The 15,467-nt window shown below is 57.8% G+C and carries 18 protein-coding genes; 10 read left to right on the forward strand and 8 right to left on the reverse strand.

Annotation, left to right across the window (positions count from 1 at the left end; all coding sequences use genetic code 11):
* Nucleotides 1-26: 26 nt before the first annotated feature.
* From Thiowin_RS01095 to Thiowin_RS01115, 5 genes are all read right to left on the reverse strand, one after another.
* On the reverse strand, nucleotides 27-1,007 hold the full coding sequence (locus Thiowin_RS01095; RefSeq protein ID WP_328985911.1) for a GDP-mannose 4,6-dehydratase: 981 nt from the start codon (nucleotides 1,005-1,007) through the stop codon (nucleotides 27-29).
* A gap of 180 nt (nucleotides 1,008-1,187) precedes the next feature.
* The gene (locus Thiowin_RS01100; protein WP_328985912.1) at nucleotides 1,188-1,382 is read right to left on the reverse strand and encodes a toxin-antitoxin system HicB family antitoxin; all 195 of its coding nucleotides are present in this window, start codon (nucleotides 1,380-1,382) and stop codon (nucleotides 1,188-1,190) included.
* 41 nt (nucleotides 1,383-1,423) lie between these two features.
* On the reverse strand, nucleotides 1,424-1,843 hold the full coding sequence (locus Thiowin_RS01105) for a putative toxin-antitoxin system toxin component, PIN family (RefSeq protein WP_328985913.1): 420 nt from the start codon (nucleotides 1,841-1,843) through the stop codon (nucleotides 1,424-1,426).
* A 6-nt stretch (nucleotides 1,844-1,849) separates the two neighbouring features.
* Entirely contained in the window at nucleotides 1,850-2,044 is a 195-nt protein-coding gene (locus tag Thiowin_RS01110; protein WP_328985914.1) for a hypothetical protein, read from the reverse strand.
* Nucleotides 2,041-3,762: a class I SAM-dependent methyltransferase gene (locus Thiowin_RS01115; protein ID WP_328985915.1), complete on the reverse strand. Its 1,722-nt coding sequence runs from the start codon at nucleotides 3,760-3,762 to the stop codon at nucleotides 2,041-2,043. Before Thiowin_RS01115 ends, Thiowin_RS01110 begins: the two co-directional genes overlap by 4 nt.
* A 73-nt stretch (nucleotides 3,763-3,835) precedes the next feature.
* Here Thiowin_RS01115 and Thiowin_RS01120 point away from each other — a divergent pair, with 73 nt between their 5' ends.
* Together Thiowin_RS01120 and Thiowin_RS01125 are read left to right on the forward strand one after the other, a co-directional pair.
* Nucleotides 3,836-4,081 (forward strand): type II toxin-antitoxin system ParD family antitoxin, encoded by a 246-nt coding sequence (locus tag Thiowin_RS01120; protein ID WP_328985917.1) that lies wholly within the window; start codon nucleotides 3,836-3,838, stop codon nucleotides 4,079-4,081.
* Nucleotides 4,074-4,364 carry a type II toxin-antitoxin system RelE/ParE family toxin gene (locus tag Thiowin_RS01125; protein WP_328985918.1) on the forward strand — a complete coding sequence of 97 codons (291 nt, stop codon included), beginning with the start codon at nucleotides 4,074-4,076 and terminating at the stop codon, nucleotides 4,362-4,364. The genes Thiowin_RS01120 and Thiowin_RS01125 overlap by 8 nt, the downstream gene beginning before the upstream one ends.
* Before the next feature lie 49 nt (nucleotides 4,365-4,413).
* Here Thiowin_RS01125 and Thiowin_RS01130 read toward each other — a convergent pair whose 3' ends face one another.
* Both Thiowin_RS01130 and Thiowin_RS01135 read right to left on the reverse strand, forming a co-directional pair.
* Nucleotides 4,414-5,367, reverse strand: coding sequence for a hypothetical protein (locus Thiowin_RS01130; protein ID WP_328985919.1), 954 nt, complete (start codon nucleotides 5,365-5,367; stop codon nucleotides 4,414-4,416).
* Nucleotides 5,368-5,514: 147 nt separating this feature from the next.
* Complete coding sequence (locus tag Thiowin_RS01135) at nucleotides 5,515-6,411, reverse strand: hypothetical protein (RefSeq protein WP_328985920.1); 897 nt, start codon at nucleotides 6,409-6,411, stop codon at nucleotides 5,515-5,517.
* A gap of 545 nt (nucleotides 6,412-6,956) precedes the next feature.
* Here Thiowin_RS01135 and Thiowin_RS01140 point away from each other — a divergent pair.
* On the forward strand, nucleotides 6,957-8,663 hold the full coding sequence (locus tag Thiowin_RS01140) for a hypothetical protein (RefSeq protein WP_328985921.1): 1,707 nt from the start codon (nucleotides 6,957-6,959) through the stop codon (nucleotides 8,661-8,663).
* 473 nt (nucleotides 8,664-9,136) lie between these two features.
* On the opposite strand, the gene Thiowin_RS01145 is transcribed toward Thiowin_RS01140, so the two are convergent.
* On the reverse strand, nucleotides 9,137-10,255 hold the full coding sequence (locus Thiowin_RS01145) for an IS110 family RNA-guided transposase (RefSeq protein ID WP_328985894.1): 1,119 nt from the start codon (nucleotides 10,253-10,255) through the stop codon (nucleotides 9,137-9,139).
* A gap of 169 nt (nucleotides 10,256-10,424) precedes the next feature.
* Between Thiowin_RS01145 and Thiowin_RS01150 the strand changes: the two genes are divergently transcribed.
* The 7 genes from Thiowin_RS01150 (at nucleotide 10,425) to vapC (ending at nucleotide 15,458) form a co-directional block, all read left to right on the forward strand.
* Complete coding sequence (locus tag Thiowin_RS01150) at nucleotides 10,425-10,610, forward strand: hypothetical protein (RefSeq protein ID WP_328985908.1); 186 nt, start codon at nucleotides 10,425-10,427, stop codon at nucleotides 10,608-10,610.
* Nucleotides 10,611-10,615: 5 nt separating this feature from the next.
* On the forward strand, nucleotides 10,616-11,404 hold the full coding sequence (locus Thiowin_RS01155) for a DUF4351 domain-containing protein (protein ID WP_328985922.1): 789 nt from the start codon (nucleotides 10,616-10,618) through the stop codon (nucleotides 11,402-11,404).
* Nucleotides 11,405-11,919: 515 nt separating this feature from the next.
* Nucleotides 11,920-12,651, forward strand: coding sequence for a transposase (locus tag Thiowin_RS01160; RefSeq protein WP_328985923.1), 732 nt, complete (start codon nucleotides 11,920-11,922; stop codon nucleotides 12,649-12,651).
* 54 nt (nucleotides 12,652-12,705) lie between these two features.
* Nucleotides 12,706-13,182: a type II toxin-antitoxin system VapC family toxin gene (locus tag Thiowin_RS01165; protein ID WP_328985925.1), complete on the forward strand. Its 477-nt coding sequence runs from the start codon at nucleotides 12,706-12,708 to the stop codon at nucleotides 13,180-13,182.
* A 286-nt stretch (nucleotides 13,183-13,468) separates the two neighbouring features.
* Complete coding sequence (locus Thiowin_RS01170; protein ID WP_328985926.1) at nucleotides 13,469-14,593, forward strand: zinc ribbon domain-containing protein; 1,125 nt, start codon at nucleotides 13,469-13,471, stop codon at nucleotides 14,591-14,593.
* Between the two features lie 233 nt (nucleotides 14,594-14,826).
* Nucleotides 14,827-15,057, forward strand: a complete 231-nt coding sequence (gene vapB / locus Thiowin_RS01175; protein WP_328985927.1) for a type II toxin-antitoxin system VapB family antitoxin — start codon at nucleotides 14,827-14,829, stop codon at nucleotides 15,055-15,057.
* Nucleotides 15,057-15,458: a type II toxin-antitoxin system tRNA(fMet)-specific endonuclease VapC gene (vapC, locus tag Thiowin_RS01180; RefSeq protein WP_328985928.1), complete on the forward strand. Its 402-nt coding sequence runs from the start codon at nucleotides 15,057-15,059 to the stop codon at nucleotides 15,456-15,458. The genes vapB and vapC overlap by 1 nt, the downstream gene beginning before the upstream one ends.
* The last annotated feature ends 9 nt before the right edge of the window (nucleotides 15,459-15,467 follow it).

Here is a 15,467-nt window from a genome sequence, read left to right on the forward strand (position 1 = left end):
CTGGTTTTCTGTTGTGTGGTGGTTGTTCAGTGGTGTAAGGCGTCGAGTTCCGCGAGGGTCATCTCCCGGATCAAAGCGGCAAAGTCGGTCTCCGGCTCCCAGCCCAACACCGTGCGCGCCTTGGTGGCATCGCCAACCAAGTGGAGCGGCTCGGCGGGACGCATCAGGTGTGGATCGGTCTCCACATAGTCCTGCCAGTGCAGGCCGTGGGCATGGAAGGCCAGTTCCAGCACATCCTGCACCCGGTGCAGGCGCCCGGTGGCAAAGATGTAGTCATCCGGGGTGTCATGCTGCAAGGCCAGCCACATGCCCCGCACGGTATCGCGCGCGTGGCCCCAGTCGCGTTGAGCGCTGGTGTCACCCAGCTTGAGTGTGTGTTGTCGTCCGGCCTTAATCTCTGCGGCGGCGCGACAGATTTTGCGCGTCACAAAGCCCTCGCCGCGCCGGGGTGATTCATGGTTGTAGAGGATGCCGTTGACCGCAAACAGCCCGTGCGCCTCGCGATACACCTTGACTAACTGGGTGGCGAACGCCTTGGCGCAGCCATAGGGATTGACGGGGGCGAAAGGGGTGCTTTCGGTCTGCGGCGACTCCGTGGGGCGGCCAAAGAGTTCCGATGAGGTGGCATGGAAAAAGCGCGGCATTGCGGGCAGATCACGCAGGATTTCGAGCAGCCGCAGGGTGCCCATGGCAGTGAATTCGCAGGTGGTTTCCGGGATCTCGAAGCTCAGGCCCACGTGACTTTGTCCGGCCAGGTGGTTGACCTCCTGGGGCGCGACCTTGTGCAGCACCCGGCGTAAGGTGGTGGGGTCGTCGAGGTCGGCGTAGTGCAGGAACAGGCGGCGGTTATGGATGCTGGCATCATGGTAGAGATGCGCGAGCCGACTGCGCTCCAGGGAGCTGGTGCGGCGCACGGTGCCATGGACTTCATAGCCTTGCGCGAGCAGCAGCTCGGTGAGATAGGAGCCATCCTGGCCGGTGATGCCGGTAATGAGGGCGCTTGGCATAGTGAATAACCTATAGAAGTCGGCGCGAGCAAGCCAAGGTTGATGGCCTGGGCGAGATTAATTCATGCGAACGGGGCGGGCGGTATGGCAGCCTATGAGAAAAATATCAAATCGAACCCAGCCCCTTGGAATTAACTGGAACCCGGTTCCTTTGATTCCCCGGCTTTCCGTCGGTGGTTGTTAAATCTGATCGAAGCCTTCAGGCACGACATCGGGAACCGCTGATAAAGCTGCTCGAAACTTTTCTTCCGACGCGCGTTGAGATCGCTCCTGCAGATACGCTTCTGTCGTTAAGGCGGCAAGTTTTTCTGCCACCGCCGTCGCTATAAATTGCTCAATCGGGATTGAATCTTCTCCCGCCGCTTTTTGCAGCATTTGGTGAAGGGAATCTGGTAGACAAACAGAGACGAACGCCATCACAATATCCCCAAACGAACGAGAAAAGTACGCGGATTCATCACCTGGATCCCAAATGACTCTGCTTTCTTAAAATCACGCTCGTTCCACGTAATAATTTGCGATTGAGAAGAGACAGCGAGTTCAAGCACAAAATCATCATTAGCGTCCCGCAATGTAGGACGCCAAAGGTAGAAAATTTTATGGTAATGAGAGCTTGCGCATATAAAATCGATAATATCGTCGATTTGCGTATCGGATAAGGATAGATTTTCACGTTTGAGAACTGACTCATACTCCGCGACTAACGGAACTGAAACATGTGGAGTAAACAAGTTACTCCCAATGAGTCTCAACAGACGAAAAGAACTACCCTTAGAAGACTTCAGAGCAGCTAGAAGAACATTTGTATCAATAACAATATTTTGTGTTCCATTCATTTGAGGTCACACCTTATGGGGTTCAAAATTAAATCGAACCTGACCCCTTTGATTCCACTCCACATTCGACAGATTGCCCTGCTCCATCCGTGCCGCAGCAACGCTGACCTTAGCGGCGGCCAGCGGATCGAGTGTCGCAAACCACTCTGCATAAGGGCTGCGCCCATCGGGCAAGTGCAGTTGCTTGACATGGTAAGTCATCGAAGGAATGGTAACACATCCGTTTCCATTCGCCTCAACTGTACAAACACGAAAAACCCCGCCCCGAATGAACGGGAGCGGGGTTGGAAAGGGTGCGTGCGTCCTTGCCCTTGCGGTCTGGGGTGCCGGGCTTGGCAGGTGCTGCGCCCGGCGCAGAAAACGTGGTCTGTCCCCGTTTCCCCCCCGTTTCCCCCCTCGCGGTCAGGCCGCTGAGCGATGGGCGCCGTCGCGGCAGGTTGCGGGGCCTCGGGCTCGGCCTCCGCTTGCGGCTCAATCATCATCCGCACCTCCAACCAACCGGGGCGCGCTGCCGGCGCGGTGGATGTGGCGCTGGCGAGCCTGGGCAGCAGGAGTTGCGGATCAGTCCCCAGGCTGTCGAGGATCAGCTCGGGCTCGGTCGTGAGCGGCTGGGCATCGCCTTTCAGGGTCAGCGCGGCCAAGGCCTCGGGCGTCTCGGCGCTGTACAGCAACGCATCGGTCTCGGCCGCGCGCAGCCGCAGCGCGGCGATGTGCACCCGCACCGGGCGGTCAGCGGGGTCCAGGCGCAAGGGCTGCTGGCTGAGATCCAGCCCTTCGGGCAGCGCAAAGCGCAGCTCGACCCATTGGCCTGGCTTCAACCAGTGTAAGGTCGAGGCAGCTTCGCGGTAGGTTGGCGGCTGCGGTTGCGGAAAGTACAGTTGGACCTTCACCGGCGCGCCGAGCACCCGCAGGTTCAGCCCACAGCGCCCGATGCCCTCCTCCGCCCGCCCGGCATACTCGGCCTCGGCGGCGGCCAGCGCGGGCTTGAGTGGCGCGAGGGCGACGCGCACCTGGGCCACCGACCAAGCCTCGGCCTTGGCCTGCTTGAGCACCGCGACCAGCTCCGCCACCAACGCATGGTCAGACGGGATCGCGCCTTCGCGGGGAAGCACCGCCGGCGGCGGTGGACCACTGTTGAGATGTCGACGCACCTCGGCGGCGTAGCTCGCCTCCAGCACCCGATCCCGCGGGTCGAGCCCGGCGATCAGCAGCAGGCCGGTGGTGTGGGCATTGAGTGCAAGCAGCGTCAGCTCGGGGCGGCAGTCGCGCAAAATTCGGTGAAGTTTCCAGATGTCACCGGTCCAGGCACCGCTGCGCCGATGGCGCTCGGCCTGGGTGGGATGGCAGGGGTAGATATCATCGATGGCGACCAGCGTATGCGGCGCGGCATGGCGCTCTACGTTGATCAGGTCGCGTAGGGCGAACTCGAACAGGTGCATGCCATCGATGAACACCAGATCCGGCGGTTGTTGCAGCACCGTCTTGGCCTGGTCGCGGAAGAAGGCGTCGCTGCTGCAGGTGAGGATCCGCGCTTGCTCACTCAGAGGGGCTTGCAGCAGGAGATCGGGACGTGGGTCGATGCCGCGTGCTCGGCCGGGCGCGCGCGCCAGGCTCAGGCCGGCATCGACGCCAATCTCCAGGTACTGCTCGGTGCCAAGCTGGGCATGCAGCCAGGCCAGCACATCGTGCTTGTGGCAGTCGCCCCAGGTGCGGTTTTCCTCAGGCGTACCGCCGAAGCCTTGGTGGTTGCAGGCCATGGCCTCGCCAAGGCGCTGATAGACGGACTCTGGGGTCTGTTCCTGCAATCGATCCGCCAGGTCCTGCCAACATTTCAAGATGCTGTCTTTGGTGTCGGGGCTGCCGAAGATACCGCCATCGAAGAGCGGAGCCAAACCACAGCACTGTACTACCCGCAGCATCTCTGGTTTGCGCTATACTGCACCAATAGTATGAATATCAGTGTTTTCTGAAGGTAACTCAGGAGATTGCGCCATGGGAACCGTCCGTAAGACCATCACATTGACGATGCAGCAAGACAGCTGGATAGCAGCCCAAATCAGCGCAGGAAACTACACCAATGACAGCGAGTACATCCGCGACCTGATCCGACGTGAGCAAGAGCGCAGCGCGGAGACCACAGCGATCCGATCTGCCCTGATCGAAGGAGAAACCAGCGGCGAACCCCGGCGTTTCGACGCTGCTACGTTCAAACAAAGGGTGCGAACATCGCATGGCTGAGTATCGCCTGACACCTGCGGCCGAGGGTGACCTAGAATCGATCTGGAATTACACGGCTGGGCAATGGGGTATCGAGCAGGCGGATCGTTACATCGACTTTCTTACGGAGGCGTTTGCAGAATTAGCGGACACTCCAAAGATCGCTCCAAGCTGTGAGCACATCCGACCAGGCTATCGCCGATTGGCTGTTGAGCGCCACATCATTTACTTTCGTGTGACCGACTACGGCATTGCCGTTATTCGAGTATTGCACGACCGAATGGATGCATCACGACACCTTTAGCTCAATGGATTTGCGCTGTCTCGCCCGTCGCTCTAAAAGCTGCGGCGCCCTACGAGTTAAGTAAACTGTCCCTGGAATTCCCCGAATTCCCCTGGAATTCCCTGGAATTCCTGAGCCGATCCTCGGCATCAAGCCCCTTGAGCCGGTCCTCGGGATCGTAGCGATTGAGCACCACGTCGGCATCAAGCCCCTTGAGCCGGTCCTCGGCATCAAGCCCCTTGAGCCGATCCTCAGGATCGAAGCGCTTGAGAATCGATTCGGGGTCGCTGCGGATGGCCTCGTCAATGGCCATCTCGTGGGTGTCGCGGATGAATTCTTCCATCGTGTAGGCCATGATCGGTGCCTCGTGTCGGTAGAGGAGGTAGAGGTGTTCCAATAAATCCCAGTGCCCGCGTCGCCTGGGGTCGCGATGGCGCGCGCGGTAGTGCTCTAGACCACAACGCATCCGATCCTGTTCGCTGGCGAACAGTTCCCAGGGGGCGTTACGCGGGTGTTTGGCAATGGCGTTGAGCACGATCACCCGCACCACATGCGCGCCCCAGGGGAGATCATAGACGCCGTCCCAGGCGGTGGTTTGCAGCCCATGGCGCCGCGCGAGTCCCTCGGGTGAGCGGGTGGCAACAGCATAGAGGCCGAAGACATCGGGCGGCTGGAGTTTCCCCTCGCCATCGATCTTGTGCTTGCGATAGTTAACGTAGTGGCCGATGAGTTCGTCCAGCACCCAGGGGGTGAGGGCTTCGTGATGGGATTTGTAGGTCAGCAGGTTGTGGGCACGCAAGCGCTCCAGTCCGTCGGGCAGTTCGGGTGTCGGCTGGCGCGGATCAGGCGGCCCGGTCGAATCGATGATGGCCACATCCAGCAGTTGGCTTTTCAGGGCCAGTTCCACTTCGAGTTCCACCGTCCAGGGCGCCCCGGCAAACACATCCATCAGCGCAATGCCGAAGGCGCGGTGCCATTGACGCAGCGGGGCTTTGGCGGGGGTGTCGGGACGATCGCCTGTCATGGTGGGAAGTCTAGCCGATGCGCGCCTGGAGGTGGGAGGGGCTTCGCCGGCGCCTTCGCGATTTGGAGCGCATTGAAGGCTTGACTGAGGAAAATCATTCGCGGCCCCTTTGGATGCCTTTCTCAGGCCAGGACAGATGACTTTCCCTCAGTGGTCCCGCCGCAGTTTGGCCAGCCAGGCTTCGATGGTGGCTGGATCAAGCCCCTTGAGCCGGTCCTCGGGATCGTAGCGATTGAGCACCACGTCGGCATCAAGTCCCTTGAGCCGGTCCTCGGGATCGAAGCGCTTGAGAATCGATTCGGGGTCGCTGCGGATGGCCTCGTCAATGGCCATCTCGTGGGTGTCGCGGATGAATTCTTCCATCGTGTAGGCCATGATCGGTGCCTCGTGTCGGTAGAGGAGGTAGAGGTGTTCCAATAAATCCCAGTGCCCGCGTCGCCTGGGGTCGCGATGGCGCGCGCGGTAGTGCTCTAGACCACAACGCATCCGATCCTGTTCGCTGGCGAACAGTTCCCAGGGGGCGTTACGCGGGTGTTTGGCAATGGCGTTGAGCACGATCACCCGCACCACATGCGCGCCCCAGGGGAGATCATAGACGCCGTCCCAGGCGGTGGTTTGCAGCCCATGGCGCCGCGCGAGTCCCTCGGGTGAGCGGGTGGCAACAGCATAGAGGCCGAAGACATCGGGCGGCTGGAGTTTCCCCTCGCCATCGATCTTGTGCTTGCGATAGTTAACGTAGTGGCCGATGAGTTCGTCCAGCACCCAGGGGGTGAGGGCTTCGTGATGGGATTTGTAGGTCAGCAGGTTGTGGGCACGCAAGCGCTCCAGTCCGTCGGGCAGTTCGGGTGTCGGCTGGCGCTGATCAGGCGGCCCGGTCGAATCGATGATGGCCACATCCAGCAGTTGGCTTTTCAGGGCCAGTTCCACTTCGAGTTCCACCGTCCAGGGCGCCCCGGCAAACACATCCATCAGCGCAATGCCGAAGGCGCGGTGCCATTGACGCAGCGGGGCTTTGGCGGGGGTGTCGGGACGATCGCCTGTCATGGTGGGAAGTCTAGCCGATGCGCGCCTGGAGGTGGGAGGGGCTTCGCCGGCGCCTTCGCGATTGGGAGCGCATTGAAGGCTTGACTGAGGAAAATAAATCGAGCCTAGCCCCTTTTATTCACCATCGTCCTGCATTTCTCTACGCAGGAAACCCTCAACAACAGTAATACACATTTCTTTAGTCAGGTACGGACGTTTTGCGATCACCTTTTTCTCAAAGTAATCTGTGAAACGATATTTCATTCTTCAAGTCACTCGCAGAAATAAATCAGACCTGTCCCCTTTAATTACCCCTTTAATTCTATCCCGCAAACCAAACTCCGTCGCGGGCACCAGAATCAGATGCACATGATTGGGCATGAAGCAGTAGGCTAGGTAGTTCAATTTCCCCTAAAAACGCCTTCAGCGGTCCATGCAGAATCTATGCTTAGCATCCAAACCCGATGTCAGGCTTGAACGAAGGGACTCAAGTAGCGACAATCCTTTGGTCTGTGAGCAAAATACCACGGCGATCTCGCTGGGTACCCGACCTGAGAGTTTCCCGCATGAAGGACTTCAAAAGCTCCGCCGCGCGCCTGGCGCGGTTCTTTCAAGACTCGCGTGACAAATGGAAAGCCAGGGCCGCCGAGGTGCAGAAACGCTGGCGCGCGGCGCAGGTGCGCATTCGCGACTTGGAGAACAGTCGCGCCTACTGGAAAGCGCGTGCCTTGGCCGCCGAACAGGAACAAGCCACGCGCGTCTGCACAGACAAGCCGCGCGAGGGCGAAGACACCCCCAGCGCGCCCCTGCTCGCCACACCGGTGGCCAACCACCACTACTCCCTGGAAGTCATGGAACTGTGCTTGCAGATGTATCTGCACACCAGTATCGGTTGTCGCGGGGTCAGCTGGGTGATGCAGCTGTTTGGAAACCACCTGCCCGTGGGCGTGCCGGCCTACACCACCGTACTGAACTGGGTCTACCGCCTGGGTCTGGCGGTGCTGCAACATCCGTTGCCGCGCCGTGATGATTGGATTTTCATCCTCGATAACACCATCGCCCTGGGGGAATTGAAATGCCTGGTGGTCTTGGGCATCCCCGCCAGTCGCTTGGCCGAGACCGGCTATTCGCCCAGCCATCGCGACATGACGGTGCTGGCGGTAGAGATCACCGCCAACAGCACGGGTGTGTGGGTAGAGGCGGTGTTGCGACACGTGGCCGCGCGCACTGGCGAGCCGGTGCAGATTGTCTCCGACCATGGCAGCGACTTGCGCAAGGGCATCGCGCTGTATCGCCAGCAGGCGCCCAGCTGCGTGGAGACCTATGACATCTCCCATGCCATCGCCACCGCACTGAAAGCCCACTGGCGCGAGGACAGCACCTGGCAGGCATTCCTGAAACAGGCCAGCGCCACCTTGAGCCGCTTCCAACAGACCGACCTGGCGTTTCTGCTGCCGCCCAGCCTGCGCACCAAGGCGCGCTACATGGCCATTGAGGCCCATATCGACTGGGTTCTGCGGGTGCTCGCCTACTATGACCGAGGGGACTTCAGCGCCATTGGGCGCCCCACTGTCTTTAGCGCCATGGCCTGGAAGTCGCTGCGCAAGGGTTGGACCAACAGCGCTGTGGCGCCCTTGCGGGCACTGATCGGCACGCCTTATCCCAGCCGCGCGGCCTTGTGCGAGGCACTGCGTGAGCAGGTGGCCAGTGCCGACGTCACCGCGCTGGAGGAGCATCTCGATGACGCCTTCTGGCGTTTGGCCGACCGGGGCTATGGGCGCTTTCTCGAAGCCTTTGAATGGGTGCTGGCCTATCGCGACAGTGTGCCAGAATGGACGCAGACCAGCGCGGTGTCCAAAACCATTCAGACGGTCGTGAAAACCAAAGGCCTCGCGCGCACCACAGCCGATGCGGTGAAGGCCGCGCTGGCCGAACTGGGACCGCTGTCGCCGCCGGTGGAGGCGTTTCAAACCCAGATGCTGACACACCTCCAAGGCGAAGCGGCCAAGCTGCCCGAGGGGGCGACCTGGTTGGGATCTTCCGACATCATCGAATCGGTTTTTGGGCATTACAAAGCCTTCACCGCTCGCGGGCCACTGAAAGAGATCGGTAAACTGGTGCTCACGATTCCGGCGTTCCTGAGCGATTTGACCGCGCCAGTGATTCGCAACGCGATGGAGTCAGTGCGCACCATTGATGTGGAACACTGGGTCGAGACGCATCTGGGTGATTCGATGCTCAAGCGCCGGCGACAGGCCCTGATACCGACATAAAAACTGCATGAGCGGTTTGGGGCTGATTCTTGGGAGACTGAACTACCTAGCGCGAGCGATCCGCTGCTCTCCCCGCATGCGCTGTATCTGGATCTGGGCGACTCGCCCGAGGCCAGACAAGCAGCCTATCGGGAGCTGTTTCGAATTCCGGGGACATATATGGTCCGCCCCGCGATGCAAGAGGAAAATCGCTGTTTTTGGTAGAAGGAAACGTTGCGGCCATATATCCGGCATCGTTGAAGGATCATCATCGAAGTCGATCCCGTGCCCTAATGGAATTCGCGTACCTCGCCGTCCTCAATCAGTATATCAGTCTCAACTTAAGCTGGCTGCTGTCCCCGTCAGGTTTTCAGCGAGGCGGTCGTGCCTTTCATGCCATTACAGTGACTTTCACTCTTAGCAACTCGTGGTGTGGAACTCGGTTGATGCCCTATAAGGGCGGGTTAATCAGAATGGTTCGTGGCCGATAGGCGTTACGCGGTAACGGCCGCGGGCTTCGCTAACGCGCCGCGCGCTGCATCGAAGGCCTTTCCGGTGGTCATCACCGCCCAGGCGATGCGCACGAGCTTGTTGGCCATCGCAACCACGGCGACATTGGCATGACGGCGCTGCTTGAGACCGCGCGCCCAATGACTGAGGGCGTCGTCTTTGTTCTCAACCCAGCGCCCATTGTTCAGATCAGGGGCACGCGCCCCGTTGATCAGCAGTTTGCGCATATACACATCACCGCGCTTACTGATGCCGAGCAAGCGTGGTTTCCCGCCGGTGGAGTGCTGTCGCGGCACCAGCCCCAGCCAGGCGGCCAGCGCGCGGCCATTATTGAACAGCCCCCAATTCTCCCCCAAGGTGGCGATCAAGGCGGTGGCCACCAGCGGACCGATGCCAGGGATGCTCATCAACAGCTGGGCCGAGTCATTGGTGTTGGCAACGGCCTGAATCTGAGTATCATAATGCTTGACCCGCGTATCCATGTGACGCAACTCCTCGAGGAGAACATTCAATTCAGCGCGAAACCGCTCACTGAGTCCATTCTCGGCGTCTTCAAGGATTTCCGGCAGGCGGCGCATAAGCTCAGCACGCCCTTGAGCAATGACAATACCGTATTCGGCCAACAACCCCCGGATCTGATTGACCAGCGCCGTGCGCTGATCAATGACCATCGAGCGCATGCGGTGGGTACCCTGGGTATCTTGCTGTTCAACATTCTTGATGGGCACGAACAATTGACGCGGGCCCCTTTTCGAGCAGGGCGCCGCTTCGCAAATCGCCTCGGCATCGACGGCATCGTTTTTGTTCGTCTTCACAAAGGGCTTCACATGCTGCGGGGCGATCAACACAACCTCATGGCCAAACCCCTGGAAGGTGCGCGCCCAGTGATGGGCACCACTACAGGCTTCCATGGCGATGCGACAGGTCGGCTGCTGGGCGATGAACTGACTCAACGCTTTTCGTGCCAACTTGCGGCTGAACACCACTTCACCCTCGGCGTCGACACCAAACACATGTACGCTGTTCTTGGCTAAATCAATACCAATAGTGACGACCGGTTCTTTGCTAAACGTCTTTACGGATTTTTTCTTCGCTTTTTTCATGGCTCTTCTCTGCTGTCTTCGGTTGACGATTAGATGGTTGTCGATAGCCTATTTTGCTTGATTCAGCGGGTTTGTAGGAGCGGGGCGGACCATCCCATTAGTATACTTAATTCCTTTCGGGCTGCCCCCAACGCTCCCAGCCCCGCCCCAAATCGGCTAAAATCACCCCATGACAGCCGACACCCAAGCCACCGACAGCAGCGACAAACCCGACTACGACAGCCCCTGGAAAGAAGCGCTGGAGCAGTTCTTTCCGGAGTTTCTGGAGTTGCTGTTCCCGGCCATCCATGCCGAGATCGACTGGTCAAAGGGCGTGCAGTTTCTCGACAAGGAATTCCAGCCCAAGCCCATCTAAGGGTTGTGCGCGAGGCCAAGACCACCCGGCGCTATGCGGATAAGCTCGTCGGCCTCACCCGCCGCAATGACACGCCGGTGTGGGTGCTAGCCCATGTTGAAGTGCAAGGTGATCCGCAAAGCGACTTTGCTGAACGGATGTTCACCTACAATTACAAAATCCGCGATGCCTACCAAGTGCCGGTCGCGAGTCTGGCGGTGCTGGCCGATACCAAGCGCAGTTTCCGCCCCAACAGCTACCGCACGGCGCTGTGGGACTGTCGGGTGCAATTCGACTTTCCAATGGTCAAACTGCTCGACTACACCACCCCCGAGCGTTGGGCCGAGCTGGAAGCCAGCGACAATGTTTTTGCCCTGGTGGTGATGGCTCAAATCCGGGCCAAGGTCACCAACGATGCCGAGACACTGAAACGCTGGAAATTCCGCTTGATGCGCCTGATGTATGAGCGCGGCTATGAGCGCACGCTGATTGAAGAACTCTTCCGCCTGATCGATTGGATGATCCGCCTACCCGAAGAGCTAGAAGCGGAGTTTCGCCAAGAACTTTATGCCTACGAGGAGCAATTCCAAATGCCATACGTGACGACTGTTGAGCGAGCGGGGATTGAGAAGGGGAAGACGCTGGGCATGCAGCAGGGCGAGGCCACCATCTTGATGCGCCAGTTCGCGCGGAAATTCGGCACGGATTCGGCCGAGACCTACCGCCCGCGCATTGAATCCGCCGAGCCCGAGCAGCTCGAAGCCTGGTCCGAGCGCATCCTCAGCGCCGACAGCCCCGAGACCATCTTTCACTGAGGTGCAGGCCACGCTAGCAACATCAACCAACGTCCCTTAGCGAATTAAAGAAACGATGTAGGACATCCAAGTCTAAGTCTCGACACGAACCACGAGCAACGAGGAGACCCAACATGACGACGCAAACCGAAAAAACGCCCAAGACCACCCTCTACCTGGCCCTCGAACTGAGCAACAAAACCTGGAAACTTGGCTTCAGCAACATCGTGCCGTACTGAAACAGATTGATGGCTGGTGGATTGGTCGGCTGGTGGATTTGCCGGGTGTTAATGCGCAGGAGCGAAACCGCGAAGACCGTCTGGAGTCGCTGCGCATTGGCGCGGAGGATATGCTCTCGTTGCCAGTCGATGCCGACGCTGAGGCGATCTTGACTTATGTTGATGTGCCAGAGCGCTGTGCGGCCTGATCTTGTCGTGACATAGAAAGAATAAGCGGGTGGTGAAATCGCCCCTTGCTACAACGGTGGGTACAATTAAAGGGGCCAGGTTCAATTTTTTTTCTGCTATACTTATGGCATGCCACGACGTTCCCGCCTGCACATCGCCGACTACCCGCATCACATCGTCCAGCGCGGTCATAACCGTGCGGCCTGCTTTTTTGCCGAGGAAGACGATCAGACCTATCGGCACTGGCTTGGCGAGGCGCTGGCGAACACCGGCGCGGCTTTGCATGCCTATGTGCTGATGACCAATCATGTCCATCTGCTGGTCACGCCCAAGGCGGCTGAGGATATTCCCCGGCTGGTCATGGCCATCGGTCGGCACTACGTTCAGGCCATCAACAAAACCTACCGCCGCACCGGAACCCTGTGGGACAGTCGCTACAAGTCCTCGCTGATCCAAACCGACACCTATCTGCTGCGCTGCCAACGCTACATTGAGCTAAACCCGGTGCGCGCGGACATGGTGCGCGATCCAGGGGAGTATCCTTGGAGTAGCTATCGGGCCAACGGCCTGGGCGCGAGCGATCCGCTGCTCTCGCCGCATTCTCTGTGTCTGGAGCTGGGCGACGCGCCCGAGGCCAGACAAGCGGCCTATCGAGAACTGTTTCGCACCGGGCTGGATGATGCCGCGCTCGCGGAGTTGCGCCTGGCGATTCAGCAGTCCCAGCCCATCGGCAGCGAGCGTTTCTTGCGGCAGATCGAGCAGATGACCGGCCAGCGGCGCGATGCGCGCCCACGCGGGCGACCGCGTCTGGAGCCGGATGGGCCGGTGGTGTTGCCGGGGCAGATGGAGTTGGGACTTTGAGTGCTGAAAGTTACTTGATATCTTTATCAATCGAATCAGTAGGGCAAACGCACTTTGAAACCGCTGGTCTATATCGAAACATCAGTGATTTCTTATCTGACGGCACGACCCAGCCGGAATATACTCACGGCGGCGCGACAGGTTTGGACGCGTGACTGGTGGGATCAAGCCGATCAATACTGGAGAAGAGCGATTTCCGAGTTGGTGATCGATGAAGCCTCGAAAGGCAACTCTGAGGCTGCGCAGCAAAGACTTGATGCCGTGAGGATAATTGACATTCTCAGGATCAATCCCGAGTGCCAAAAATTGGCTCAACAGATCATTGAGGCCGGCGCAATTCCCGCATCACAACCAGAAGATGCGTTGCATGTGGCGTTGGCCACCTACCATGGCGCCTGTTATCTGTTGAGCTGGAATTTTGCCCATCTTGTCGGACCAGAACAAAAACACAGGTTAATCCATACCATCAAATCACTTGGCCAGACACCCGCATTGCTGACAACGCCCGAAGAACTTCTTGAGGACACATAATGAAACAGCTAACATCAACTCAACCTAGAGTCGCACCTGATCCTATTCTCGCTGAACTGTGGGAGGTCAAGCGTCAGTTGAATGAATCTGCCCACTATCGTATCGATGAACGAGCGCGGATGGCACATGAGGCCGCGAAGCAGGTGGAAGCACACTGGCAGAAACAAGATACATTGCCCCGTTTCGAATGATGTCAAGCGCCGAAAGACTGGAAAGTTGTTTGGGCAAAAAGGGCCAGGGTAAAATGAAAACGGCCTGGGTCGGTTAAATTTTTCAAGATCTGGCCATGTATACTCGTATTTTGCAATCCATCCAAAATCTCGGCTTCGGGCTGGAAACAACCGGCAAAGCAACGATTCACATCCCCATGGCCTATGGCACCATCGCCATGGCCGCCGCCCTTCATGGCGATGAACAAACAGCGCGAGCGGCGGCGGATTGGCTGTGTTCCAACTCAACCTCAACCCACAAAACCGGCTGGAGACTCAACTGGGCGTGGGTTGCCTTTGCCAATGGGGTCATCAACCCGGCCGATACCCTTTATGGCGTGACCATTGCCATCGCCGTCGATGGTTTGTACCGAACCTACCAACTCACCGGCGATCAGCGCTACCTCGACACCGTAGTCAAGGCACTGCATGACTATGCCGAACAGCACAGTCAGCAAGCTGACGACGCGATCTATTTTCACTACAGTGACCAAGCCGCCGATCACGGCTATCGCGTCGCTAACATCACCGCCATGCTCATGGCCCAATATGCTACCCTCGGCGCCGCGACGCATCACTCAGAATGGATTGCGCTTGCCGACCACGCTTATCGGGGATTGATGGCCGATGCGCTGCACACTGAGGCGGCTGTGTCTTGGCACTATCTTGGCAACGCGCCAAAACCCCGTGACAATGATCCCGGCGTTAGAACCTTTGCAACCTTTTATGCTGATGTTGTTGTTGGGCATCTTGGCGAGGGTGATTTTTCTCGTATTCAAAGACTCGCACATTACCTGGACGATTTGATTTCGAGACTATCGAAAGAAAAGAATAAGCAGCGTCAAAGAAGAATGCGAATGGCCGCAGCACGAATGCGCGATAAAATCAAACACTTGATTGATGAATTGCATCACAAAGTGGCGCATTTCTTGGTTAAGAATTTTGATTGTATTTTGCTGCCGACTTTTGAGACTTCGCAAATGGCGGCAAAAGCAAAGCGCAAAATTCGCAGTAAAACGGTGCGTAATCTTTTGACATTTGCGCATTATCGTTTCAAGCAGTTTTTGAAACATAAAGCGCAAGAATACGGAAAAATCGTGCTGGATGTTTGCGAAGCCTATACCAGTAAGACACATCCCGAAACGGGAGTGCTTCACAAGATCGACAGCGCAAAGCGCATTCGACTGACCAATGGGCAATGAATCAATCGTGATGAAGTCGGCGCGCGGAACATTTTGCTCCGCGCCTTGGTAGATACACCCGACAATTTTGTTATCGCAGTTGCCAATCGCGCATTTTGAGCTTTTGGTAAGAAAAAAGTATCGGAATGTAGGTTTTCATTCTTACAATTGAAGCGGAATATACTATTCATATATCCCTTGGCTGGAATTAGAGTGGGATATCCGAATTGTATATACATTAAGAGGCGCAAGCGGTGGAACGAGTAAGCATTTTCAAAAGCAATAAAGGTCAGGCGTTACGACTCCCAAAGCCCGTAGCTTACCCTGAGACGGTTAAGCAGGTGGACATTGTTATCCAGGGCCGCGCCAGGATCATTATTCCGGCTGGCGAGTCATGGGATACCTGGTTCGATGACGACGGCGTTTCCGAGGATTTCATGGCAAGTCGTGAGCAGCCGGGCCACCAAGAGCGTGAGTCTCTTTGATGCTGAAGTACATGCTCGATACGAATATCGCTATTTATACCATCAAAAATCGCCCACAGCAGGTTCGAGAGGCCTTTAAGGCGCATGACGGTCAAATGTGTATTTCGGCCGTCTCCCTGATGGATCTGATATACGGTGCGGAGGCTTCTGCGGCTGTTGATCGAAACTTACGCGACATAGAGGGGTTTGCCACTCGCCTTGAAGTCTTGCCCTATGACAACAGCGCGGCTGTGCATACAGGGCAGCTTCGGGCTGAGCTTAGGAAAATGGGCCGACCTATTGGGCCATACGATGAAATGATAGCTGGCCACGCCCGCTCAAAGGGTTTGGTTGTTGTTACGAACAACACAAAGCAGTTTGAAAACGTGCCCGGCATACGCTTGGTAAACTGGGTAAATTAATTAATCAAA

This window comes from Thiorhodovibrio winogradskyi (assembly GCF_036208045.1).
GTDB lineage: Bacteria > Pseudomonadota > Gammaproteobacteria > Chromatiales > Chromatiaceae > Thiorhodovibrio > Thiorhodovibrio winogradskyi.